Below are 24,283 nucleotides of genomic sequence, written 5' to 3' on the forward strand. Positions count from 1 at the left end.
CCGGCACTTGCCTGGTTCAATATAAAATCAAATCGTCATGAACCGGTTCCGGCTGTTTGATGAAAATAAAGTGTTAAACTGACTCTAATAAAGGAAACAGCGGCAGGCTTTGGACGAAAAATTAGTCCAGAACTGCCGCTGCTGCGTTTATTGAACATTAACCGTTGGTGGACGCTGTTTTCCACAAACGGAGAAGGGCTACCGCTGCTTCTGCCCTTGTCGCTCGCGCGTCCGGAACAAACCGTTTTCCTTCTCGCCCGACCAGCACGCCATGCCAGACAGCGGACTGAATGTAGCCTTTTGCCCAGTTGGGTATATCGGCATCATCGGCAAAAGAGCTTTGCGTGCTATCCGGCTTCCATTTCGTGGATTTGGCAAGCATAGCTGCCATTTCGGACCGGTTTATTGTCTGCTGCGGCCGGAGCGTGCCGTCCGGATAGCCATCCAGTACGCCATGCTCCACCGCTGCGCTGATGGTTCCTTTTGCCCAAGACGGGATTTGTCCACTGTCGGTAAACGGCAGATCATCCGCTTCCGATCCAGAGGCTAACCCCAGCGAACGAAGCAGCATGGCGGCAAACTCCACTCTCGTCACCATCCCGTTCGGACGAAAAACGGTCGGAGAATCGCCCACGACTATGCCTTTTGCGAACGCTTCGCAAATCTGCGCCTCTGCCCAATGGCCTTCAATATCAACATACGTACAAGGTGTAATTTCCGGTATCTCCTGCCTGTATACGGTCAAATCGTACGTCTTGATCGTACCGTTCTCCGCTTTGACGGAAAACTCAAATCGATTGTCCCCATCCTCCAATGGAACGGTTTTTGCGCCAATTAAAGCTTCGCTTTTCAAGGTTACGGACGCGTTGGCATCAGATGGAACCGCCTGAATCGCGATCTGCTCCGCAGCGGTTTCAGTTTTGTAGCTTGTGGTGCCGGCAGCAAAAGCCGGGCTTAATGCCAGGTCATCCCCGCCGGCTGTGACGGTAAGATGCTTGAGATCCGCATTCCCGGATAGATACCAGCCGGAGTAACTGCTCCGTGCGCTCACATAGACCGTCCGCGTCACTTCTGCCGCCGCGTTGCCGGCAATATCCTGTGCGTTGTAGCGCAGCGTATACGTTCCCGGAATTTGGTTGTATACCGTTCCGGTCACTGTAATCCTATCCGACAGATCCCGATCAAAGTTATCGTCTGCCGCCGCGCCCGGATCGACAAAAGCGTCACCTTCAAACAGTGCGATGGCGCTATCCCCTAAAAGCGTGATAACCGGAGCCGTCATATCCACTGTAAACGCAATGACGTTGGAATCGGTGCCCGTGTTGCCCGCAGCGTCCGTCGCCCGTATGCTGGCCGTGTGCGCACCTTCGGCAAGCGTGGGTGCCGTTGTCCATGTCCAGCTTCCATCGCCCGCAGCCGTGGTCGTTCCCACGGAAGCCCCATCCAGTACAATCGTCACTGTCGAGCCAGGCTCTGCTGTGCCGCTGAAGGTTGGTGTCGCATCATTCGCCGTCTGCCCATTGACTGGGCTTGTGATGACAGGCGCAGCCGGAGCTGTCACATCCACTGTAAACGTGGTTATAGTGGAATCGGCGCCCGTGTTGCCCGCAGCGTCCGTCGCCCGTATGCTGGCCGTGTGCGCACCTTCGGCAAGCGTGGGTGCCGTTGTCCATGTCCAGCTTCCATCGCCCGCAGCCGTGGTCGTTCCCGCTGAAGCTCCGTCCAGTACAATCGTCACTGTCGAGCCAGGCTCTGCTGTACCGCTGAAGGTTGGTGTCGCATCATTCGCCGTCTGCCCATTGACTGGACTTGTGAAGACAGGAGCAGCCGGAGCTGTTATATCTATTACATTAAAAGTTAATGATTGCTGGCTCGCATGTCCCGATACGGTATCGTTTATTGTTACGTGTATCGTGTAGGTACCGGCTGTGTAACTGCTCTCGTCGAGCGTAACCGGAAATTGAAATCTCTGATTATCTCCTGTAGAGTCAGTGGCATACACATCCTGGGCTACAGTGGTGTTCAAAGCGTCCTCTATGAAGTAACCGACTTCAAATATTTCTCCGATGCTGCCGTCACGCATATAACCAGAGAGCGCGAACTGGTTACTCCCGGGTTCAGTGGAATATACCACCGATGATGGAAGCGGATCTACCCTTAATGCCGGAGAAAAAGAAAGCAAATAGGGGGAGGTTTTACCTTCCTGAATTCCCCAAACCAACGGGTCCCATCCGGTGTAAGTGGCCCAATGCTTCATAGCGTCACTAGTGACGGCTCCGTCCATTTCTATTTCAGAACCTATCGTCTGCAGAGTGGGATTATCGCTGAGGTTCCAATAGGAGTTGATAATGGGGCCAATGCCAAATGTGTTGTCTTCTTTACCAACGAGGCCCCCTGCAACGCCGGCAGGGCCTACAATTCCAGCTGAATAACTATTCTTAATGTCCCCATTGGTCCAATAGCCTAGCAGCCCGCCAATAGTAGAGGTCGACGCCCCCGTGACATTACCGGTTGCATAGCTGTTGATCATGTCTCCTGACTGTTGGTATCCAACCAGACCTCCGGCGTACCCTTTGCCTGAAACATCGCCTGTTGCAAGGTTATTCTCCATTTTACCCGATTGGAAAGCTCCGACTATTCCCCCTGCAAAACTATTGTTAGTACTGTCAAGCTCTAAATGGACGTGAGCATCGCTGTTTGTGAGCGTGCCTTGAGACAATTGTCCGAGTAAGCCGCCCGCCGTAAAACCAACACCCTCTATGTTACCGGTTACTGAACATCGGTCAATGGTATTTTGATAGGAAACGGTTAAACTGGCAAGTCCACCGATTTGGGCGTTCGCATTGGACGATGTTATATCCACATTCTCCAACCGCACATTTTTAAACGTTGCCGCTCCGCCTACATAACCAAAGAGTCCAATAAAATTATCGGACGAATGGATGGTCAATCCGGTAATGGTGTTGCCCATTCCATCAAAATTGCCTGTAAACATATCGCTGGGACCTGAACCGATCGGCTGCCAGCTTCCATAGGATGACAGATCAATGTCCCCATAAAGTGTGTAATTTGACGTCAAGTCATCCCGGATATGATCCAGATCCTCCGCCGTTTTAATGATATAAGGATCTCCCGGCGATCCATCCCCGTCACTGAAGCTGTAGGCTGCTTGCGCCTGAACCGGCCACAATCCAATTAATGGAAGCGCCGTAATGACGGCAATCAAAAATAACGTCATACTCTTTTTCACTTCAATCCCCCTTCTCTGCCCGTTCAACTTTTTATATATTAAGATACCTATCATCCGCTTGGAAACTGCAAGATACAGCATCCAACCCGTAATAATAGACAATCTTCGACAAATGCATGAAAATTTTGTCTAATACGCTACTTTCCCAGTCTACAACTTTTTTTCATGGACTCATACTATATTTTTCAGTCTATAATTATATTTTCTTTAAACATCAGCTCTTTTGGGGCAGGTTTTTAAGTATGGTTTCAGCTTAATATGTTATATATGTCTGAAGCAGCGCCCAGCAGGGGAGGCAAGAGGAAGATGATGAGGGAAAAAGCCATCAAGTGGCTGATTGGCATATCGGCATTATCCTGTCTGATATGGGCGGGGGGCCTGGCCTGGACACTGCAGGATACCTTCAGCGGAGCGCCGGCAGCGGCTCCGCCTATAGAAGGGACCGCTCCCGGCACAGAGGAAGAGGCGCCTGAGCCTATTGTGGACGACGGTTCGTTCCGGCTGCTGGCGCTTGGGGATTCGTTAACGAAGGGAACCGGCGATACCGAGGGCAAGGGGTATGTCGGTTATTTGCTGGAGGATCTGAAGGAGAAGTCCGGGCAGGATATTGTGCTGGGCAATTATGGCGTGAACGGACAAGTATCCAGCCAACTGGCCGAGCAGCTTGGGCAGAGCAGGATTAAGGACGAAGTGGTGGCCGCTGATGTCATTGTGGTCAGTACAGGCGGGAACGATTTGTTCCAGGGGGGACAGACTCTGGGCAATCTGGAGCCTGCCCACATACAGAAGATTGAGGATGCTTATCTGCTTCAATTGAAATCCATTCTGAAGCAGCTTCGGGAGAATAATGCCGATGCCCGTATTTTTCTCATTGGCCTCTACAATCCGTTTGGCGCCCTGGAGAATGCGGAAGCTACGACAAAGATTGTCCGGGACTGGAACTACAAAGCTGCCGAGGTTGCGGCAGACTATCCGCAGACTGTGCTTGTTCCAACCTTTGATCTGTTTCAACTGAAGGTTCAGGATTATTTGGCCCGTGACTTATTCCATCCCAACGCAGCCGGATACCGTCTGATCGGGGACCGGGTAGCGTCGCTGATTACATGGCAGGGGGTGAAGGGTTGAGCGAGATCACATTGGCTGTCCAGGGTCTCAGGAAGATTATCGGGAAGCGGGAAATTATCCATAATCTCGATTTTGAGCTGCGGCGAGGAGAGGTATTCGGTTTCCTTGGACCCAACGGAGCGGGAAAAACGACAACGATCCGCATGCTGGTCGGACTGATCAAGCCGACATCAGGCTCTATTCACATCTGCGGCTATGATCTTCATAAGCAGTATTCCGAAGCGATGAGCAATATGGGCTGCATTGTCGAGAATCCGGAGCTGTATACGTATTTGAGCGGCTGGCGGAACCTGGAGTATTTTGCCCGGATGATGGACGGGATCGATGAGGCGAGGATGAATGAAGTCATCCGGCTGGTCGGGCTGGACGCGAGAATTCACGACAAGGTGAAAACCTATTCGCTGGGCATGCGCCAGCGGCTGGGCATCGCCCAGGCGCTGCTGGGAAGGCCGAAGGTGCTCATTCTGGATGAGCCGACCAATGGCCTCGATCCCTCCGGCATTAGGGAGATGCGGGAATTCATCCGCTATCTGGCGGAGGAGGAAGGTCTGAGCGTGCTGGTCTCCAGCCACCTGCTGAGCGAAATTCAGCTGATGTGCGACCGGGTTGCCATTATATCCAAGGGTCGGGTCGTCCGCGTGGATACCGTCCATAACCTGCTGGCCCATCAGGAGCGGGTGCATTGGAAGCTTTCCCCCATGCCGCAGGGCATTCAGGTGCTGCAGCGTCTCACGGATCCGGTGGAAACGGAAGGGGATACCGTGAAGACATCCTATCCGGGGCAGGAGATCGGGCGATGGAATCAGGCACTGGTGGAGGCGGGCGTAACGGTAACGGAGATGAGCCGCAGGCTTCCCTCGCTGGAGGATTTGTTCCTCGAATTGACGGGTGGTGAAGGCATTGAATAATCTGGTCTACAATGAGATGGTGAAGCTGACAGGAAAAAGGAGATTGCTGGTTGTCGCCTTCATTATCGCCATCCTGATTTCCCTGTTCACCTACGCTCAGCTTCGCCAGGCCGAGGAGAACCGCAAGCGGTTCGGAGATGTGGATTGGCGCCTCGCCCTGGAGCAGCAGCTTGCAGGCTGGGAGAACCGGCTGTCCAGCGGGCGGGCGTCCGAGGATGACGGAGAGAATCTGAAGGTCCGGATTGAGCAGCAGCGGTACTACCTCGACCATAATATTAACCCCTCGGAGCCGGGTGCGCCGACCTTTGTGCGGGGCTTCGTTGAGAACGGGATCAATCTGCTGCTGCCGCTCATGATGATGATCGTTGCTGCTGATATTGTGTCCTCGGAGTACAGTGCCGGAACGATCAAGGTTCTGCTGACGCGCAAAGTGATGCGATGGCGGATTTTGCTGAGCAAATATTTGGCGCTTACCCTCTCGGTGTCGCTGATTATCACCCTGTTCGGTTTGCTGTCCACGCTTATATCCGGGGTGGTGTTCGGCTTTCAGGGCTGGACGGCGCCGGTTCTGACCGGCTTCTCCGTGAGCAATGGGCTGCTTGACGCCTCGGGTGTCCATACACTGCCGCAGTGGCAGTTTATTATTATGGAGCTGGGACTGGCCTGGTTCGTATCCCTCATCGTGGCGACCATTACGTTCATGCTCTCGGTCCTGTTCCGCAGCACAGCGGCGGTTATGGGAGTTATGCTCGCCTGCCTCATAGCCGGGACGATCCTGAGCGCGATGGTGGAATCATGGGAATCGGCCAAATATCTGTTCATGGTCAATCTTCAGCTCATTGGATATCTGGAGGAGGCGGCCCCGCCAGTCGAAGGCATGTCCCTGGGCTTCTCGCTGCTCGTGCTGCTCGTCTGGGGCGCTTCGGCGCTGGCGGTAGCTTTTATTACATTTACAAAACGGGATGTTTATTAAAATCGCGATAGGCAGGACCAAGCAGCCGCAGGCTTTACCTGCGGCTGCTTGTTTCGTTCCAATATAGTATAAAAATTTCATGATAAGAGTCCGGCAATTAACTAAAGTAAATTATATCGGACGCAAGTCCCGTGCTATTCTTCCTCCTGAGATAGCTACTTCAGGGAAAAGGATGATGGATGTGAGGAAGAAGAATAGAGGCTGGAGAGCGGCTGCAGCCGCGTTGATCTTCTCATTGTTATGGTCGGGGGCCGCTTGGACTGCCACAGCCGAATCTGGCGATATTCAGAGTCATTGGGCTGCGCAAACGCTGCAGAGGTGGACGGAGAACGGGCTGCTGTCCGGCTATGCCGACGGGTCGTATCATCCTGATCAGCCTGTTACGAGGGCGGAGTTTATTACGCTTGCGAATCGTGCCTACAAGCTGAACGGAACTTCGGGGGCTGTCTATTCCGATGTCGAGGCTGGCAAATGGTATGCTCCGGAAATCGGCAAAGCCGCGGCAGCGGCATATATTTCCGGTTATGAGGACGGGACGATGCGGCCGATGAAGAACGTCACCCGCCAGGAAGCGGCGCTTATGCTCTCCAGGCTGGCGAAGCTGGACGCTGCTCAGGCAGATACCGCGGCACTCGGCTTCACGGATGTCTCCCGGATCGGGGGCTGGAGCCGGAATGCGGTGGCTGCGGTGTCGGAGAGGAACTGGCTGTCCGGCTATCCGGATGGCAGCTTCCAGCCTGAACGGGATCTGACCCGTGCAGAAGCCGTTGTTGCGCTGGATCGGTCCATGGAAGCGCCGGCTCCCGCAGAGCCTGTGGCGGATACGGTGTACAAGGAAGCCGGAACTTATGGCCCTTCCAGCGGAACAGAGGAAGTGACGGGCGATGTCGTCATCGCGGCAGCGGGCGTCACGCTGCAGAATACGGTAATCCACGGGAATCTGACGCTGGAGAAAGGAATTGGAGAAGGCGATGTGCAACTTAAGAAAGTTATCGTGCAGGGAACGACAACCGTACACGGCGGCGGCGCCAACAGCGTTCATCTCGTCGATTCGGCTTTCAATCTGATTATTGTGGACAAGCCGGAAGGTACGGTGCGCCTGGTTCTGGAGGGTACAACCACCGTGGAGGCCATGCAGGCTCTGACTCAAATGATCCTTCTTATTGCCGAAACGGGCTCAATTGAGAAGCTGGAGGCGCATGCTTTCCTTACGATGACCGGTCAAGGCGTTATTGTTGAGGCTGTGCTTTTTGTACCGGGTTCCACCTTTGAGCGCGCTCCGCAAAAGGTTAACCGTTACCCGCCAGAGCCCAATCCTGGCTCGGGTTCAAACATTCCCTTCCCTGGAGGAGGAGCCGGCGATCCGGTTCCGGTCATTACCGGGGTGCAGGACGGGCAGACGTATCTTGCCTATGTGACTCCGGCAAGTACCAGTTCCATATCCTCCGCTGTTTTGGAGAAGGATGGCGCAGCAGATGCCTCTTATAAACTTGGAGACATGATCAAGGAAAGCGGCGAATATGTCCTGACTCTAACCGGTGCAGGCGGCAAGAGCACGGTGAGCTTCAGTCTCCGGGCCGACGCCAGTTTGACTGCGCTGGAGCAGGGAGTCAGCTATAAGGATCACCTGCTGACCGTCCCGCTGCAGCTTCGCAACTCGGGAGCGGACTTTGCCAATGCGGTAAACACCCTGAAGCTGAGCGTGAGTGGACTGGCAGATGATGTGCAGTCGCTGCCTGCGTCGGCCAGCTCCCCGGATCATGAAATGGACTTTGTATTGAAACGCGATGGGGACAGCGATGATTTCATTGCCATGTTTCCACCCTCCCCATATACGCTGACGCAAGGCTGGGATCATGCTGTAACATACACAGTGGATCTGGGGCTTTCGCTGCACGACCGGCCATTAAGCATCGATGCCTGGGTTGGTAGGGCGGCAGAATCCTCACAGCAGGCTGTTGCCCGGCTGCAGACGATCAACATCACGGCCGAAGCCGATCCTGCCGCCCCTATTGCCGATTTGGCGGTCACTGCCAAGGCGGAGACAGCCGTGGATGTAAGCTTTACGCAGCCGTTATGGGCTGAGCATGTATCCCTCGAGCAATCCGGGGATGATGGAGAAAGCTGGACAACCGCTGCGACGAGCGAGGGCTTGAGCGCTCAATCGGCTGCGGCTCAGGTCATTGATTTGAGTCCGGGCACCGATTATCTCCTGCGCCTGATCGTTACGGGCGGACTGCATGCTGGCGAATCGAATAGAGTCGCCGTCACGACGAATTCGGCGGAGCAGCCGGGCGGAGGCGGGGATGAGCCGGAGCCGGAGCCGGAGCCGGAGCCGGACCCTGTGATCGTCGGTGTTCTGGATGGGCAGATCTATGCCTCCTATGTGACGCCTGAACGTGCGGAAGGCAGGACGATCGTCTCCGCGGCTCTGGTGAAGGATGGCGAAGAGGATGAGTTTTACGAGCTGGGTGATGAAATCCGGGAGAGCGGTTCCTACGAGCTGACCGTAACAGACGACAGCCAGAGCCGTACAACGATCCGGTTTACGCTTGTGCCGGATGCGCAGTTGACCGTGATCAACGATGAACAGTATCAGGTTGCTTATAATACCAGGGATCATATGCTGTCCATTCCCGTACATGTTGTCAATGCTGGAGCTGACTATGCAGGCGCGGTGAATGGCGTGAAGCTGAACGCCCCGGGCTTGGCCAAGGATGTGGATATGCTGACGGTAGAATACGGGAATTCAGGCTCTGGGCCTTATGCCTATTTTTATCTTTACCGGGAGCCGGGCACCGATCATTTCTCAGGCACGTTCCCTCCTTATCCCTACACGCTGACAGGCGGCTGGGACGAGAACGTGACGTATTCGGTGCAGCTGCTGCCTTCACTGACGGACCGGACGATTCGTGTCGACGCATGGGTGGCTTTCGAGCAGGATTCATCGCAGGAGCATGCCATTGCGAGCATCCAGACCGTTAACCTCATAGCGGAAGCGGATCCGCTGGCGCCGATTAGTGATCTGGAAGTGCTGTATACATCCGATACGACAACCTATGCCAGTTATACGATGCCATTGCTGGCAACCGAAGTGAACCTGGAGATATCGGAGGACGACGGGGAAACCTGGCAGAACGCCCAGACGGATTCGCCTGTAACGCCTGATGCAAGTTTTGTGCAGGTGCTCGGATTGAATCCCGGCACTGCGTACCGCTTGCGGCTGTCTGTAGCGGACGGGGTGAATGCCGGACAATCCAATGAGGTGATTTTTACAACAGAGCCGGAAGATCACACCTAATGAATATCAAAGTTAAACAAGGAATATCCGCCAGCCAATGCCTTTTTAACGGCTGCAGATCTACAGGATCCGGATAATCCACATTCCGTTGAGCTGGAGACGCTCTGTGCAATTCGGCTGCCAGCATTGCTGTAGGCATGCGCGAGTGCAATCACGAAGATGGAAGCCAGAAAGCCCCCATGGGAAAAGAACTTTTCCCCGGGGGCTCTTCTTGGTTGGATAAAGGCAGTCTGCTGACTAGGCGTCTCTCGCACAGCGGAACCCCATATTGCCGGCGGAGCTGTCCGGCGTGTTGGAGCTTCGGGCGGCGACCCTGTATCGGTTGCAGTACGAGCGGTGGCAGAGATAGGAGCCGCCTCTCATTACTTTGCTTTGGCCTTTGGACGGACCCTTGGGGTTCACACGGCCGGCCTTCAGATGATGATCGGGGCTGAACCAGTCCGAGCAGAATTCCCAGACGTTCCCCGACACATTGTAGAGGCCGTACGCGTTGGGCTGATAGGCATTCACGGGAGCCGTCCCGACATATCCGTCGCTTGCATGGTTGACCAGCGGGAATTTGCCCTGCCATATATTGCAGCGGTGCTCCCCGCCGGGCTTCAGCTCGTCCCCCCAGGGATAGCGCTTCTGCTTGAGCCCGCCGCGGGCGGCGTACTCCCATTCCGCTTCCGTAGGGAGCCGCTTGCCTGCCCATTTGCTGTACGCCAGGGCATCATTGTAGGTGACTTGGACGACAGGATGATCCATCCGGTCCTCCACGCTTGAATCCGGCCCCTCCGGATGGGCCCAATCCGCGCCGCCCACCACCCACCACCAGGGCGAGCGTTCGACCGAGCGGGTCACGGTGCGGGCGGTGGCTTCGGACACGAGCAAATGAAAGACATAAGACCAGCCGAATTTCTCGGACTCGGTGATGTAGCCGGTGGCTTCCACGAATCGGGCGAACTCGGCATTGCTGACGGTGCAGGGATCGATATAGAAGGGGGCCAGCGTAATTTCGCGGACGGGTCCTTCCCCGTCGGCGGGAAATCCTTCATTGTCGTTGGTGCCCATCAGGAATGAACCGCCGGGCAAATGAATCATCTCCTGCTCCTTCCAGGAGGATGGGGCTTTGGGCTTCTGGCTGTCCTTGCCGGAGATATCCGGCTTCAATGAAGCGGGCCCTTCACTTCTCCCTGCGGCACAGCAGGAGCTGGCTGGTTGATTTTCCGTACGATCACTCATTCATATCACGCTTACCCTTCCGTTCCATTTAGTTATGCTGAGGTGAAATATCCGGTTTGTCTGGAGCTGTTTCCCTTCTGTCTGCGGCGGTATTCCATCGGCGACATGCCTTCACTCTGATGAAATGCCCGGGAAAAATGATGCTGGTTCTCAAAGCCGACCATCCCGGCGATCTCTTTCATCGGATAGTTGGACAGCAGCAGCAAATCCCGTGCCCGCTGCAGGCGGATTTGCCGGACATACTTGATTGGCGAAATCCCCAGTGTCGATTGAAACAAGGTGCGGAGCTGCTCCTTGCTGAGCGAGACATACTGCGCCAGCTCGTCCAAAGTCGGCGGCTCCTTCAGATGCTTCTCCACATAGGTGCAAACCCCGAATACGCGGTTGTCATAAGCGATGGGCCGATCAGGCAGATGCTCCTGCAGAGCCTCGAACAGCTTGAGCGTCCATAGCGTTCCGCCGGCCCGGATCCGCAGATGCTGGATGGTCTGGCTGGTATCCAGCATGAAGACGGGATAATCCCCGTCGCCGCCTCTTCCATCCTCATACCTGCGTTCCGTAGCTTTCAAGTCCTTTTTGTCGAAAGGCTTCAAAAATTCTGCGTAATCCGCGGCGAGCTCCCGCCAAAGAGTGACCAGACGGTCGAAATCCTCCTGGCGGATATCAGAGACCACACGGGGAAAGCGGTACAACCTGATAAAATCAAAATAACCCACTTTGCCCTCACAGGCAAGCGATAGATAATGGAACGGCTCCTCACCCTCAAGAGATATCCACGATTGATAGGTCTGTGGCGGAATACTGACGATATCCCCTTGCCTGAGCGTATACCGGACCTGATCCAGCTCGATGACCGCAGCTCCGGAGAGGACGATCCATATCGCGGTATAAGGGAAAATAAACAAGTAAGTATGCGGCGTGGTTACGGTCCATTCCTTCATCCACCTCACATTGATATTCAACTGATCCAATGAGCTCTGATTGCTGAATTCCATCAAATTGGTCATTTATACCACCCTTGTCTATACAGGAATCTGCATTTTTGAAACATTATTGACCATTTAGGATAAATACGGCGGAGAGGCTCCGTGCTATAATCTTAAACATTGGCAGGCACAAATACAAGTAATTTAATAGGAATAGTAGACCTGTATTTCAGACCGGATAACCGAATGATGTGCTGCATAACATGAGACCAATAGAATCAGGGGGAAACCGAAGATGAAAAAAGCTTCACTGTTATCGCTCACTCTACTGCTTATGCTCACCATGCTCGCGACGGCGTGCTCGGGCGGCACCTCTAATGAACCCAATAATCAGGCAAACGCCGGTTCGGGAAATGAGCCACAAGAGGAGATGATTACGCTGAAATTCTGGTATCCGGGGACAGAGGATATCCTTACGACAGCTGTTAAGGACATTATTCAGAAGTTTGAAGACCAGAATCCCAATATTACGGTCGAGCTTACGTCCATTCCATGGGCCGACTATTTCCAGAAGCTGACCGTCTCCTATGCAGGCGGCCTGCAGCCGGATGTGCAGGGACTGGGCTTCGGTCAATTGATCTCTACCGTGAATCAAGGCAAATATCTGGATTTGAACCCCTATATAGAAGCGGATAACTGGGAGGGGAAAGAGGACTTCTTCCCGGATATTCTGAAGGCGGGTCAATATGAGAACGGACAATACGGACTGCTGATGCCGGAGATCCGTCCGCTGGCATACCGCAAGGACTTCTTCACCGAGGCGGGGCTTGATCCGAACAATCCGCCCAAGACCTTGGATGAAATCTTTGAGTATGCCGAAAAGCTGAAAAAGGTGGAGAACGGAAAAACGGTGCGCGGCGGAATTGATATCCAGACCAGCAACGGGGAGCAATCGTATCTCTCGCTCCTGCTGCTGCTGGGCGAGGACTTCTATGACGAGAAGGGCAATCCGACATTCGACTCGCAGACTTCCATCGATCTGGTGCAGAGAATGGTCGATCTGTACAAGTCGGGCGCCATTATCCAGGCAAATCAGCAGCAGGTAACCGGAACGCCCTTCCAGAACAGCCAGGCGGCGCTTGCATTCATCTCCACTTCCGGTGCGGCAGCGCTCAAGCAATCGGTGGGCGCTGACAAAATCGGTTGGGTGCTCCCTCCGGCAGGCAAAGACGGCAAACAGACCGCTCTGATGCTGGGGACCTTTCTGACCGCTTCCCAGAAGTCCAAGCATCCCGAAGAAGCCTGGAAATTCATTAAATTCTGGTTCGACAAGTCGAATATTCTTGATTTCACCACCAAGACAGGTTATATTCCTCCGCTTCAGTCGGTTAAGGCGGATTTTGTGAAGCTGGCTCCCGAGAATGAAATCTCCTTCGAAGCGCTTAATGATGCGCGTGGTTACGGGGCATCCGGCAGCTGGGCCATCAATGTGAAATATTTGCGGCTTGCGCTTGAGGAGTCCTACGCAGGAGTCAGACCGGTGGCGGAAGCGTTGAAGGACAATGCGGCCAAGGCCAGAGAAGAGCTTGCAAGCGCCCAGTAGAGTGCAGCTCAAGCAAAATAAGGTTTCTCCCGCGGATCGATCTTGCGGGAGAAGCCTTGATGTTCAAGGAGGAACCAAGGATGCAAAAGGGCTGGAACCGGATCGTTCCTTATTTTCTGATTTTGCCGAATGTGCTCATCTTTACTGTTTTCATCCTGGTGCCGGTCATTTGGGTATTGTATTTGAGCCTGACCGACTATACGATGCTGCAGGCTCCGGATTGGGTCGGCCTGAAGAATTACAGCCGTCTTCTGCATGACTCGATCTTTCACCGTGCGCTGATCAATACGGCCTGGTACTGGGTGGGCACAGTCGTTCCGGGTATGGCGATCGGTATGGTGCTGGCCAGTCTGCTGACGATGAAGCTCCGGGGACTTGCCGTGTTTCGGGCGCTTATTTATCTGCCTGGCGTCATATCTTCCGTCGCTGTCGCCATGACCTGGCTGTGGCTGCTGGATCCCCTTCAGGGACCGGTGAACCGGCTGCTGGATGTTGTCGGTATCGGCGGCCAGAATTGGCTGCAGGACCCGCATACATCACTCGGGTCTGTTATCGTGATCGGCATATGGACAGGGATGGGTTATGCGATGATCGTTTTTCTGGCCGGCATTCAAGGCATTCCCGAGACTCTGTATGAGGCGGCGGGTCTGGACGGCGCTTCCGGAATCAAGAAATTCTGGTTCATCACGCTGCCCTTATTGAAGCCGATGACGCTGTTTCTGTTCATTACGGCTACGATTCGTTCCTTCCAGGTGTTCGATCTCGTTTACATTTTGACCGGCGGGGGACCGGCCAATTCGAGCACCACCATCGTGACCCAAATCGTCGGAGCCAGCTTCCAGGAATACCGTATGGGATACGCATCGGCCATGGCCGTTTTCCTGCTGGCGGCGACGCTTGCGATCACATTGATTCAATATGGGATCGGCAGCCGGAATTAGGCGGCGGAATAGGAGCGGATCATGAGACATACACGAATCGAACAAAGCTTGGCCTATCTGGTGCTCGTGATCTTCTGCGCCATGACCATACTGCCGCTGCTGATTACATTCTTCACTTCCATGAAGGGAGATGAGGAGTTCTCGCTCGGGGCCATGAAGCTGCTGCCTGCGGCCTGGCATCCGGGCAACTATATCCGCGCCATGCATATGGGCGACTGGATGACCTATTTCAAGAATACGGCGATTGTGACGGCCGTCACCGTAATCGGCAGTCTGATCTTCAATCTGCTGGCGGGCTTCACTTTCGCGCGGATAACATTCAAAGGAAACCAGCTGATCTTCCTGACGCTGCTGGTCGGGATGATGGTGCCTGCACAGGTGACGGTCATTCCCCAGTTCCTGATTATGAAATCAATCCCGTTCTTCGGCGGGAACGATTGGCTCGGCAGCGGCGGCAACGGCTGGCTGGACAGCTACTTTGCGCTGATAGTACCCGAGCTTGCCGGTGCCTTCGGTATTTTCATGGCCCGTCAATATTATCTGCAATTCCCAAGAGCGCTGGACGACGCGGCTTATATGGACGGATCCGGTTATCTGCGTCTGTTCTTCTCCATCTATCTGCCGCAGAGCGGTCCGCTGCTGGCATCGCTGGGGATTTTCAAGTTTGTGGCGGTGTGGAATGATTTCTTCCATCCCCTTATCTATACCAACAGCGAGTCCATGCGGACGATTCAGCTGGGATTGCAGGTGTTCCGCGGTGAGCATCAGGTGCATTACAATCTGCTGATGGCCGCATCGCTGCTCGTTTCGCTGCCGATTATCGTCATGTTTTTCATCTTTCAGAAGCAATTTATCCGCAGTATGGTGGCATCAAGCGTGAAAGGATGATAATGAAATGAAAGCCATTATGGTCATGTTCGATACATTGAACCGGCATATGCTCTCTCCATACGGGGGCCCGGAATGGCTTCAAACGCCGAATTTCAAGCGGCTGGCCGAGCGCACGGCCGTGTTCGACAACAGCTACGTCGGGAGCATGCCCTGCATGCCTGCGAGAAGGGAGCTGCATACCGGGCGGTATAATTTCCTGCACCGCAGCTGGGGACCGCTGGAGCCATTCGACGACTCTGCTATTGAGAGGCTTGGGGAAGCGGGCGTGTATACGCACTTGGTTACCGACCACCAGCATTATTGGGAGGACGGAGGCGGAACGTATCATACAAGGTATGAATCCTTCGAGCTGATCCGCGGGCAGGAGGGCGATCCCTGGAAAGGCGAAGTGAAAGCTCCGGAAGGGCTGAACCTGGACAAGCTCCCTCCACATGCCCGCAAAATGGTCCGGCATGACCGGATCAACCGCACATATATCCAGGAGCCGGAGGAGTTTCCTCAAGCCCGGACGTTCGAGAAGGGACTTGCATTCATCCAGCGGAACCATCAGGAAGACCAGTGGTTCCTGCAGCTGGAGACCTTCGACCCGCATGAACCCTTTTACAGCCCGGATGCGTTCAAAAAGCTCTATCCGCACGAGTATGAGGGCCGTCCCTTCGATTGGCCGCCGTACGGTCCTGTAACCGAATCGCCGGAGGAGGTCCGGCATATGCGTTATGAATATGCGTCGCTGCTGAGCATGTGCGATCATTATTTGGGCAAGGTGCTGGACTTGATGGATCAGCTGGACTTGTGGAAGGATACGCTGCTGATCGTCAATACCGACCATGGCTTCCTGCTCGGAGAGCATGATCAGTGGGCGAAGTGCGTACAGCCCTTCTACAATGAAGTGGCCCACACTCCGCTGTTCATCTGGGACCCGCGCAGCGGGGTGCAGGGCGAGCGGAGGCAGAGTCTGGTACAGACGATTGATCTGCCTGCAACGCTGCTGGATTTCTTCGGCGCAGCGCTTCCTCCCGACATGCAGGGCAAGCCCCTGCGGCAGGCCATTGCTTCGGACGAGCCGGTCCGCGAAGCGGCATTGTTCGGGATTCACGGGGGGCATGTCAATGTGACGGACGGCCGTTATGTCTATATGCGTGCCGCGGATTCCGTGAAGAACGGGCTGCTCTACGACTATACGCTGATGCCGACCCATATGCGCAGCCGCTTCCATCCGGCAGAGCTGCAGAATCTGGAGCTTGCGGAGCCGTTCTCCTTCACCAAGGGCGTGAAGACCTTGCGCATTCCTGCACGGACCTATGGCAATCTCCACGCCTATGGAACGCTGCTTTATGATGTGCAGACGGACCCGCAGCAGCGGGAACCAATTGCGGATGCTGCCGTCGAGGCCAGAATGGTCGGCCTCCTGACGGAGTTGATGCGGGAGAATGAAGCACCTGAAGAGCAGTATGCGCGCCTGGGACTGCCTGTCCGAGGTAGAGAATAGAGCTGAGATATTCGCCTCGTCAACCTATGATTTGGAATAAATGTAGAGGAAGTCATTTTGAGAAGGCCGTGTATTCAGGCCGGTTCGAAATGGCTTTTTCTGAATAATGGAATGAAGAAGCTTCATAATTCTGTTCTGCTAATTCCGTTTGGCAGAAGCCTGCATCGTCATGTATAAAGATCCAGCCGGTCCTTTCTTTTTGGAACAGGGAAGAATATAGAAGGGAACTCACCAACAGGTTGACAAAAGGGGCAGGGAGAGGTATATTATACACAATTAAATTGTGAACAATTTAAAATAAGCTTTGTGGAGGGAACCATCATGTCCGTTTATGACTATACCGTTAAAACCGCAGCATCAGGAGAGAAAGCGCTATCGGATTATAAGGGAAAGGTTCTGCTCATTGTGAATACGGCAAGCGCTTGCGGACTTACACCGCAGTATAAAGGCCTTCAGCATATTTATGATACCTTCAAGGATGACGGCGTCGTCGTATTGGGCTTCCCGAGCAACCAGTTCAATGGCCAGGAGCCGGGCACGGACGAGGAAATTCAAAGCTTCTGCGAATTGAATTATCAAGTAACATTCCCTGTTTTCTCCAAGGTTGACGTGAAGGGCGAGAATGCGATTCCGCTGTACAAATATTTGGTGGATAACGCTCCGGCTCCTTATCACACAGGGGATATCGAATGGAACTTTGTGAAGTTTCTGGTGGACGCCGAGGGCAATGTGATCAGGCAGTATTCAGCGCGTACGGAGCCTGAAGCAATTGAAGGCGACATTAAAGAGCTGCTGGAAGCAAAATAATGCGATGAATGCCGTCCCGGCTTGGACAGGCCTGGATTCAGGAAGGACCCATATATGAAAAGGGTTCTTTTTTGGCTTATAGAATGTATAAGTTTCACGCCTATTTCTGTCAGACCCAGGGAAGAAACGGGCTGGGCCGCCAAAGGACGGCGCAGCCCGTTTCTTCTTGGTGCCCGTTTTCCGCGAATAGCAGAGGCACTTAATACAAGTCGTCGCTCGACCATTCCCCCGGCAGCGGAGAGTCCGGAAGAATGGGTAGCTTCAATGCCTGCACAGCCTCCTGCAAATACTGCTTGGGGAACTCGAAGATGCCGGCATGACTGGCAGGAAGAGACAACGAATCGGGCTGTCCCTCGTCCAGACGCCCCAGTGTCTGCAGATCCCGGCTGTAGAAGGAAGCATCCCAGCGGATTTGCGACAGTACACCAGCGACGACGGCCAGCGGAAAGCCGCTCGCTTCATGGACGAGCTGAGCGGCGCGCACCGGTTCGCGCCGGATGAACGTATGCGCTCTTAAATGAGCCTTGAGATAAGCAATCACGATATCCTCATTGCCGGCGACCCAGCCCCCATCCGCCATGAGCCCGGTCAAATAATCGCCGCCTATGCCCTCGGAGACGAGGGGAGTACCTGCTCCGATCGACTTGACCCAGCTCAGATAAGGCTCCCACAGCACGCTGGCTCCCACTTTGCCCCCAAGAAAGCCGCTTACGCATTCCTCCATCCCGCGATGAATCACAGGCTCAGCCTGCAGTCCGAACGTATTCATCCACTCCTTCAGCCGATAGGAGGCGCTGGAGCTGCCAACCGTAGCGATGGGCAGTGATGACAGATCATCCGGATGATGGATATTGCTTCCTGTCGGAACGACCAGGGAAATTCCGCCTCCGCTTCTGGTTTTGCCGTCGAAGGCCAGCACCTGGGGCTTGAAGCGGGGCAGGATTTGGTTGAGTGTACGGCTGGCGATAATCGGATAGTCGCCAACCGATGCTATATTGACCCGGCCTGCGATGAGTTCTTCCACAAGCTCCATCCCGTTTGGTGCGTTGACCCAGCTAACCTGGTACGCCATCGACGGGCGGATCCGGCGGAGCTCCTCTTCGAAGAGGCCCAGCTGCTTCATAACCAAAGGGCTCCACAGCAGCGCCGCGCCGCTTTGGTAACCGATTGTAATGACTTGAGGGGAAGATACGCTCTCTGAGACATGCTGCTTCCCGGCAATGGCATGAAGCTTGACCCAGGCTTGCAATTTATCGGGATCGATCCATATTTCTTTGCCGATCTTAATATGAGGCAGCTGTTTGTCTTTACGCCAGCGGTCGATTGTCGCGCGGCTGACGCCCAGGATATCCATGGCTTCCCGGAGGCTCAACAGATTAAAGCGTTCACTTTGCATGCCGGACCGCCCTTTCCCATTCACAATCCAATAAAACCGACTTTATTTATAGGAATTATAAGTTATATATAATAATAATCGATAGGAGCTTAAACTTCAATTGATAAATGGCTCCCGAGGGAGGTCATTTTCCTCATTGCTCCTCATTGTTCATCATGTATCCTCAAGCTATTGACAGTCCGGCGCACAAGGTGATAACTTCGATGTTAATAAAGCTCAGTAATTAACTAGGAATTATGAGTTTTAAATTATCCGGGATCATAAAGGGGCATGAGACAAATGAACAAGAAGAACAGCCATACAAGGCAAGGTGTGAAATGGATAGGGGCACTCATCTTATCTTTATTCCTGCTGGCCTTGACCGCTTGCGGCTCCAACAATAACGCAGGCAGCAGCGAAACCTCCGAGGGCGGGAAGGCGGGGGCCGACAAGGTCGTCCGCATCGGCTATCAGAAATATGCATCGGTTAATATCATGAAGGAGCGGGGCACTCTGGACGAGAAGCTGGGAGCTGTCGGCTACAAAGTCGAATGGACGGAATTCCCCGGCGGACCCCAGCTGCTGGAAGCGATTAATACCGGCAATATCGATGTGGGCCATACCGGGGAAGCGCCTCCTGTGTTTGCCCAGGCTGCGGGCACGCCTCTCGTCTATCTGGCTCATTCGCCGGCAAGTCCGAAAGCGGAGAGCATACTGGTGCCGGAGAATTCCCCCATCAAGACGGGCGCTGATCTGAAAGGCAAGAAAATCGCGCTCAACAAAGGCTCGAATGTGCATTACCTGCTCGTCAAATATCTGGAGAAGGAAGGCCTCTCCTACGATGATGTTGAAGTGGTATTCCTGCCTCCCGCCGATGCGAGGGCGGCATTCGAGAGCGGCAATGTAGACGCCTGGGTGATCTGGGAGCCTTTCTACTCAGCGGCGCAGCTTGCGACCAAAGCGCGTGTGCTCGCAGATGGCGAGGGCTTGGTCAAAAATTATGAGTTCTATCTGGCATCCCGCACCTTCGCGGAATCCAATAAAGAAGCCGTCGATACGATACTTGATCAAATAACGGAGACGGACAAATGGGCTGTCGACAATCTCCCTGAGGTTGCGAAGCTGTTATCCCCGGCGCTGGGCGTGGATGTGCCTTCCCTGGAGCAGGCCTTATCGCACCGTACCTTCGGGGTGGAGCTGATGACGGATGAGAACATTGCGGAACAGCAGGCTATCGCGGATGCTTTCCTCAAGCTGGAATTGATCCCGAGCGCCATTGATGTAAGCGAAGCGGTAATCAAGTAAGACGCTACTTCACATACCCTGCAAAGCGGATGGAGGAGAAAGATATGGAAGTATTCTGGTTTATCCCCCTTCACGGGGACGGCCGTTACCTGGGAACCTCGGAGGGTGCGCGTTCGGTTGATTACGATTATATCCGGCAAATCGCGCAGGCTGTGGACCGCCTTGGCTACCATGGCGTTCTGCTGCCTACCGGCAAAGCCTGTGAGGATTCCTGGATCGCCGCATCGTCGCTGTTCCCGGTGACCCGCAGATTGAAATTTCTGGTCGCGATCCGTCCGGGCCTGATGCAGCCGTCGGCAGCGGCAAGAATGGCCTCAACCTTTGACCGGCTGTCGGGCGGCCGGCTGCTGGTCAACGTGGTCACCGGAGGCGATCCCGTTGAATTGGCCGGGGACGGCATTTTCCTTTCCCATGATGAACGTTACGGTCTAACGGATGAATTTATGACAATCTGGCGAGGTCTGATGCAGGGGGATAAGGTAACCTATCAAGGCAAACATTTGCGCGCGGAGACGGGGGAAGTGTTATTCCCGGCGCTTCAGAAGCCGTATCCTCCCGTATATTTCGGGGGCTCCTCGCCTGCCGCGCAGCAAATCGCCACCGATCATGTCGATTGCTATTTGACCTGGGGCGAGCCGCCTTCCGAAGTAGCCGGCAAGATTGCTCAGGTCCGCAAGCTGGCGGAAGCCAAGGGCAGAAAGATCAAATTCGGCATCAGGCTTCATGTCATTGTGCGGGAGACCGAGGAGGAAGCATGGGCTGCGGCCGATCAGCTGATTCGCCATGTGGATGATGCAACCATAGCCGAGGCGCAGAAGGTGCTGGCGCGTTATGATTCGGTCGGGCAGCAAAGAATGGCCCAGCTGCATAAGGGAGACCGATCTTCCCTGGTGATTTCGCCGAATCTATGGGCGGGCATCGGACTTGTACGGGGAGGAGCGGGGACCGCGCTGGTCGGCGATCCGGCCACCGTTGCCGAGCGGATGAAGGAATACGCGGAGCTCGGCATTGAAACCTTCATTATGTCCGGTTATCCGCATCTGGAAGAGGCTTACCGGACGGCAGAGCTGCTGTTTCCGCTGCTGCCGCTCAGCGGGCACGCCGAAGACAACCAGACTGCGATTCCGGCCCAAGGCGAGCTTGTGGCGTATAACGTTCGCCCTGCCAAATCCGGCAGCAGGTCGTAACCTGGAGGGAGGAGCATCAGGATCATGTTGAATAAATTACTCCGCAGCCGCGTTACACCTGCTATTGTTCCTGTATTGATTGTTATCGTTTGGCAGCTTCTTGGCGAATTCGGGCTGATCTCCGTCCGGACGCTGCCGACTCCGCTAAAGGTGGCGGAAGCAGGCTGGACGCTCGCGAAGTCCGGCGATCTGCTGCAGTATATCGGCAGCAGCACCCGGCGGGCTTTTATCGGATTTATTATCGGGGGCGGAATCGGTTTCGTGCTGGGCATGCTCAACGGGCTGTCCTGGGCGGCGAACCGGCTGCTGGACAGCAGCATGCAGATGATCCGCAACGTGCCTCATCTGGCGCTCATTCCCCTTGTTATCCTGTGGTTCGGCATTGGCGAGACGGCCAAGATCTTCCTGGTCGTGCTGGGCGTATTCTTCCCGATCTATATGAATACCCTGCATGGCATCCGCTCGGTGGACCCCGGGCTGATTGAGATGGCCAAGGTCTACGGGCTGCGGGGTTTCGCGCTGTACCGGCATGTGATTCTGCCCGGCGCTATTTCCTCCATTCTGGTGGGAGTCCGTTATGCGCTGGGCTTCATGTGGCTCACGCTCATTGTTGCGGAGACGATTTCCGCCAACTCCGGGATCGGTTATATGGCGATGAACGCCAGAGAATTCATGCGGCTTGATATTGTCGTATTGGCGATTATTATCTACGCCCTCCTGGGGAAATTATCCGACACGGCGGCAAGGCTGCTCGAGCAGCAATTATTGAAGTGGCATCCGAATTATGCCAAGCGCTAAGGAAAGGAGTGGGGCTTGTGACGAACGGTAAAGAAACAGAATCCCGGCTCCTCGTGCGCGGCGCCTCCAAGACATTCGGCGAGAAGGAAGTGCTGCGGGGAGTCGATCTGGACATCCCGGCCGGGCAGTTCATCGCGATTGTCGGACGCAGCGGCTGCGGGAAGAGCACGCTGCTGCGTCTGATCGCGGGTCTGGAGCAGGCGACGCAGGGCGAGCTTTCCTTCGACGGAACGGAGATCGCGGGAATCCGCGAAGATACCAGGATGCTTTTCCAGGATGCCCGCCTGCTGCCGTGGAAGCGTGCCGTTGACAATGTCCGGGTCGGCGTCAAGTCGGGCGACAAGGAGAAGGCGCTGGAAGCGCTGGAGCAGGTGGGGCTGAAGGATCGCGCCAATGAGTGGCCCGGCGTGCTGTCGGGCGGCCAGCGCCAACGTGTGGCGTTAGCCAGAGCCCTGGTGGGTTCGCCCCGGCTGCTGCTTCTGGATGAGCCATTGGGAGCGCTTGATGCTCTTACGCGGATTGATATGCAGCAATTAATCGAGGAGCTGTGGGCGGAACAGCGGTTTACAGCCGTTCTCGTCACCCATGATGTCAGCGAAGCGGTTGCCATAGCGGACCGCGTCATTCTGATTGAGAATGGACGAATTGCGCTGGATGTTCTTATCACGCTTGACCGGCCGAGGGAGCGGGACAGCGGCTTCGCTCATTTTGAGAAGCTGATCCTGGACCGGATCCTGGAGCGCAGCGAGCTGGAGCTCAGGAAGAAGGAATCCTACTCCATCTGACCCTATATAAAAACTCCTGCCGAAGGCGCACATCGGCAGGAGCGCGGTTACCCGATCATTCAGGGAAACAGGGGATGTTATCGAAAGAGACGGATTGTTTGTTCTTCTCCGGGACGTTTGGTCCTATTAAACAGGCTGCAGCCTCACAAAAAACCTGCTTACAGCATCCAATCCGGGATTGGATGCTGCAGGCAGGTTTTTTTGTGGAGACGCCCGATTGGACGCTCGAACGCAGAGGCAGCAGCGCAGCGCTGTTATTTGAGATTAACGGCTCCGGCCAGCAGCTGATAGGATTTCAACCGTGCTTCATGATCATAAATTTGGGAGGCTACGATACACTCATCAGCGCCGGTTTCCTCCAGATAGGCGGGAAGCCGTTTCCGTATCGTGTCCTGGTCCCCGACAATGGCGTAGCTCAGCTGCTTCTGCACGAGTGCCCGCTCATGCTCATGCCAGAGATCCTCCATGCTGTCCACAGGGGGGCTTAAACGGGCCGTGCGCCCGCGGATGAGGTTAAGAAACTGCTGCTGCTGCGAGGTCGCAAGCCTGTCGGCTTCCTTGACCGTATCCGCGGCAACGACATTCAGGCCGATCATGACGTATGGCTTGTCCAGCGCTTCCGATGGCCGGAAATTGCTGCGGTACAGCTCAATGGCCGGAAGCAGATATTCCGGTGCAAAATGGCTGGCAAACGCAAATGGCAGACCAAGCTGGCCGGCCAGCTGCGCGCTGAAGCCGCTGGAGCCCAGAAGCCAGATCGGAATATCCAAGCCTTCACCGGGAACGGCCCGTACGGACATATTGGCCCCGGCTGGAGGCTTCAAATAAGCCTGCAGCTCGCTTAACAGCTCAGGGAAATCCTGTCCGCCGCTGCCCAGACCACGCCGCAGCGCGCGGGCTGCCGCCTGGTCGGAACCCGGCGCTCTGCCAAGACCCAGATCAATACGGCCCGGATACAGAGATTCCAGCGTCCCGAACTGCTCGGCAATGACCAGAGGGGCATGGTTGGGCAGCATGATGCCGCCGGAGCCCACGCGGATGGTCTTTGTTCCGCCGGCAACATGACCAATAATGACAGAGGTAGCGGAGCTTGCAATGCCCGGCATGTTGTGATGCTCGGCAAGCCAGTAGCGGTGGTATCCCCATTCTTCGGCATGGCGGGCCAGATCAAGGGTATTGCGGAAGGAATCTGCCGGTGTGTTGCCTGCGATGACCGGGGCCAGATCCAGTACGGATAACCGGATATTTATTTTTTGTTCACTCATTTGTTCATATCCTCCTCTAACGGTTTACTGCGGATTCGTCGAGCCGTTTCTTCCTGGACATAAGGACATATGGATCAGCTTGCCCATTGAAACAGTCAGTATGTGCATTTCATGGAAAAAGCCGTATCTA

General features: G+C 54.9%; 18 protein-coding genes. 13 read left to right on the plus strand and 5 right to left on the minus strand.

What is annotated here, in order from left to right:
* Positions 1 to 157: 157 nt before the first annotated feature.
* Complete coding sequence (locus ACFOLF_RS18315; RefSeq protein ID WP_210039240.1) at positions 158 to 3,250, minus strand: Ig-like domain-containing protein; 3,093 nt, start codon at positions 3,248 to 3,250, stop codon at positions 158 to 160.
* A gap of 306 nt (positions 3,251 to 3,556) precedes the next feature.
* Here ACFOLF_RS18315 and ACFOLF_RS18320 point away from each other — a divergent pair, with 306 nt between their 5' ends.
* The 4 genes from ACFOLF_RS18320 to ACFOLF_RS18335 all read left to right on the plus strand — a co-directional run bounded on the left by ACFOLF_RS18320 (position 3,557) and on the right by ACFOLF_RS18335 (position 9,557).
* A complete protein-coding gene (locus ACFOLF_RS18320) occupies positions 3,557 to 4,375 on the plus strand; it encodes a GDSL-type esterase/lipase family protein (RefSeq protein ID WP_379114405.1) in 819 nt (272 codons plus the stop codon).
* Positions 4,354 to 5,283, plus strand: a complete 930-nt coding sequence (locus tag ACFOLF_RS18325) for an ABC transporter ATP-binding protein (protein WP_210039239.1) — start codon at positions 4,354 to 4,356, stop codon at positions 5,281 to 5,283. The genes ACFOLF_RS18320 and ACFOLF_RS18325 overlap by 22 nt, the downstream gene beginning before the upstream one ends.
* Positions 5,276 to 6,256, plus strand: coding sequence for an ABC transporter permease (locus ACFOLF_RS18330; protein WP_210039238.1), 981 nt, complete (start codon positions 5,276 to 5,278; stop codon positions 6,254 to 6,256). The genes ACFOLF_RS18325 and ACFOLF_RS18330 overlap by 8 nt, the downstream gene beginning before the upstream one ends.
* Before the next feature lie 181 nt (positions 6,257 to 6,437).
* Positions 6,438 to 9,557 (plus strand): S-layer homology domain-containing protein, encoded by a 3,120-nt coding sequence (locus tag ACFOLF_RS18335; RefSeq protein WP_210039237.1) that lies wholly within the window; start codon positions 6,438 to 6,440, stop codon positions 9,555 to 9,557.
* 237 nt (positions 9,558 to 9,794) lie between these two features.
* On the opposite strand, the gene ACFOLF_RS18340 is transcribed toward ACFOLF_RS18335, so the two are convergent.
* Both ACFOLF_RS18340 and ACFOLF_RS18345 read right to left on the minus strand, forming a co-directional pair.
* Positions 9,795 to 10,781 (minus strand): formylglycine-generating enzyme family protein, encoded by a 987-nt coding sequence (locus ACFOLF_RS18340; RefSeq protein WP_210039236.1) that lies wholly within the window; start codon positions 10,779 to 10,781, stop codon positions 9,795 to 9,797.
* Positions 10,782 to 10,813: 32 nt separating this feature from the next.
* Positions 10,814 to 11,788 carry a helix-turn-helix domain-containing protein gene (locus tag ACFOLF_RS18345; RefSeq protein WP_210039235.1) on the minus strand — a complete coding sequence of 325 codons (975 nt, stop codon included), beginning with the start codon at positions 11,786 to 11,788 and terminating at the stop codon, positions 10,814 to 10,816.
* 214 nt (positions 11,789 to 12,002) lie between these two features.
* On the opposite strand from ACFOLF_RS18345, the gene ACFOLF_RS18350 reads away from it, so the two are divergent.
* The 5 genes from ACFOLF_RS18350 (at position 12,003) to ACFOLF_RS18370 (ending at position 17,438) form a co-directional block, all read left to right on the plus strand.
* Positions 12,003 to 13,310, plus strand: a complete 1,308-nt coding sequence (locus tag ACFOLF_RS18350) for an ABC transporter substrate-binding protein (protein ID WP_210039234.1) — start codon at positions 12,003 to 12,005, stop codon at positions 13,308 to 13,310.
* 80 nt (positions 13,311 to 13,390) lie between these two features.
* A complete protein-coding gene (locus ACFOLF_RS18355; RefSeq protein ID WP_210039233.1) occupies positions 13,391 to 14,251 on the plus strand; it encodes a carbohydrate ABC transporter permease in 861 nt (286 codons plus the stop codon).
* A gap of 21 nt (positions 14,252 to 14,272) precedes the next feature.
* Entirely contained in the window at positions 14,273 to 15,139 is an 867-nt protein-coding gene (locus ACFOLF_RS18360; protein ID WP_210039232.1) for a carbohydrate ABC transporter permease, read from the plus strand.
* A gap of 7 nt (positions 15,140 to 15,146) precedes the next feature.
* The gene (locus ACFOLF_RS18365) at positions 15,147 to 16,631 is read left to right on the plus strand and encodes a sulfatase (protein ID WP_210039231.1); all 1,485 of its coding nucleotides are present in this window, start codon (positions 15,147 to 15,149) and stop codon (positions 16,629 to 16,631) included.
* Positions 16,632 to 16,952: 321 nt separating this feature from the next.
* Positions 16,953 to 17,438: a glutathione peroxidase gene (locus tag ACFOLF_RS18370; protein ID WP_210039230.1), complete on the plus strand. Its 486-nt coding sequence runs from the start codon at positions 16,953 to 16,955 to the stop codon at positions 17,436 to 17,438.
* A 199-nt stretch (positions 17,439 to 17,637) separates the two neighbouring features.
* Here the strand turns inward: ACFOLF_RS18370 and ACFOLF_RS18375 are convergent, their stop codons facing one another.
* The gene (locus tag ACFOLF_RS18375) at positions 17,638 to 18,834 is read right to left on the minus strand and encodes a helix-turn-helix domain-containing protein (protein WP_210039229.1); all 1,197 of its coding nucleotides are present in this window, start codon (positions 18,832 to 18,834) and stop codon (positions 17,638 to 17,640) included.
* Between the two features lie 279 nt (positions 18,835 to 19,113).
* Here ACFOLF_RS18375 and ACFOLF_RS18380 point away from each other — a divergent pair, with 279 nt between their 5' ends.
* From ACFOLF_RS18380 to ACFOLF_RS18395, 4 genes are read left to right on the plus strand one after another with little or no spacing between them, the layout of a single operon-like run.
* Positions 19,114 to 20,118 carry a sulfonate ABC transporter substrate-binding protein gene (locus ACFOLF_RS18380; protein ID WP_210039228.1) on the plus strand — a complete coding sequence of 335 codons (1,005 nt, stop codon included), beginning with the start codon at positions 19,114 to 19,116 and terminating at the stop codon, positions 20,116 to 20,118.
* Positions 20,119 to 20,162: 44 nt separating this feature from the next.
* A complete protein-coding gene (ssuD, locus tag ACFOLF_RS18385) occupies positions 20,163 to 21,305 on the plus strand; it encodes an FMNH2-dependent alkanesulfonate monooxygenase (RefSeq protein WP_210039227.1) in 1,143 nt (380 codons plus the stop codon).
* A 24-nt stretch (positions 21,306 to 21,329) separates the two neighbouring features.
* Positions 21,330 to 22,103, plus strand: coding sequence for an aliphatic sulfonate ABC transporter permease SsuC (gene ssuC / locus ACFOLF_RS18390; RefSeq protein WP_210039226.1), 774 nt, complete (start codon positions 21,330 to 21,332; stop codon positions 22,101 to 22,103).
* 17 nt (positions 22,104 to 22,120) lie between these two features.
* Positions 22,121 to 22,888: an ATP-binding cassette domain-containing protein gene (locus tag ACFOLF_RS18395; protein WP_210039225.1), complete on the plus strand. Its 768-nt coding sequence runs from the start codon at positions 22,121 to 22,123 to the stop codon at positions 22,886 to 22,888.
* Between the two features lie 254 nt (positions 22,889 to 23,142).
* Here the strand turns inward: ACFOLF_RS18395 and ACFOLF_RS18400 are convergent, their stop codons facing one another.
* The gene (locus ACFOLF_RS18400) at positions 23,143 to 24,153 is read right to left on the minus strand and encodes an LLM class flavin-dependent oxidoreductase (protein WP_210039224.1); all 1,011 of its coding nucleotides are present in this window, start codon (positions 24,151 to 24,153) and stop codon (positions 23,143 to 23,145) included.
* Positions 24,154 to 24,283: the final 130 nt, after the last annotated feature.

This window comes from Paenibacillus sepulcri (genome assembly GCF_042647105.1).
In the GTDB taxonomy this organism is placed as follows: domain Bacteria; phylum Bacillota; class Bacilli; order Paenibacillales; family Paenibacillaceae; genus Paenibacillus_Z; species Paenibacillus_Z sepulcri.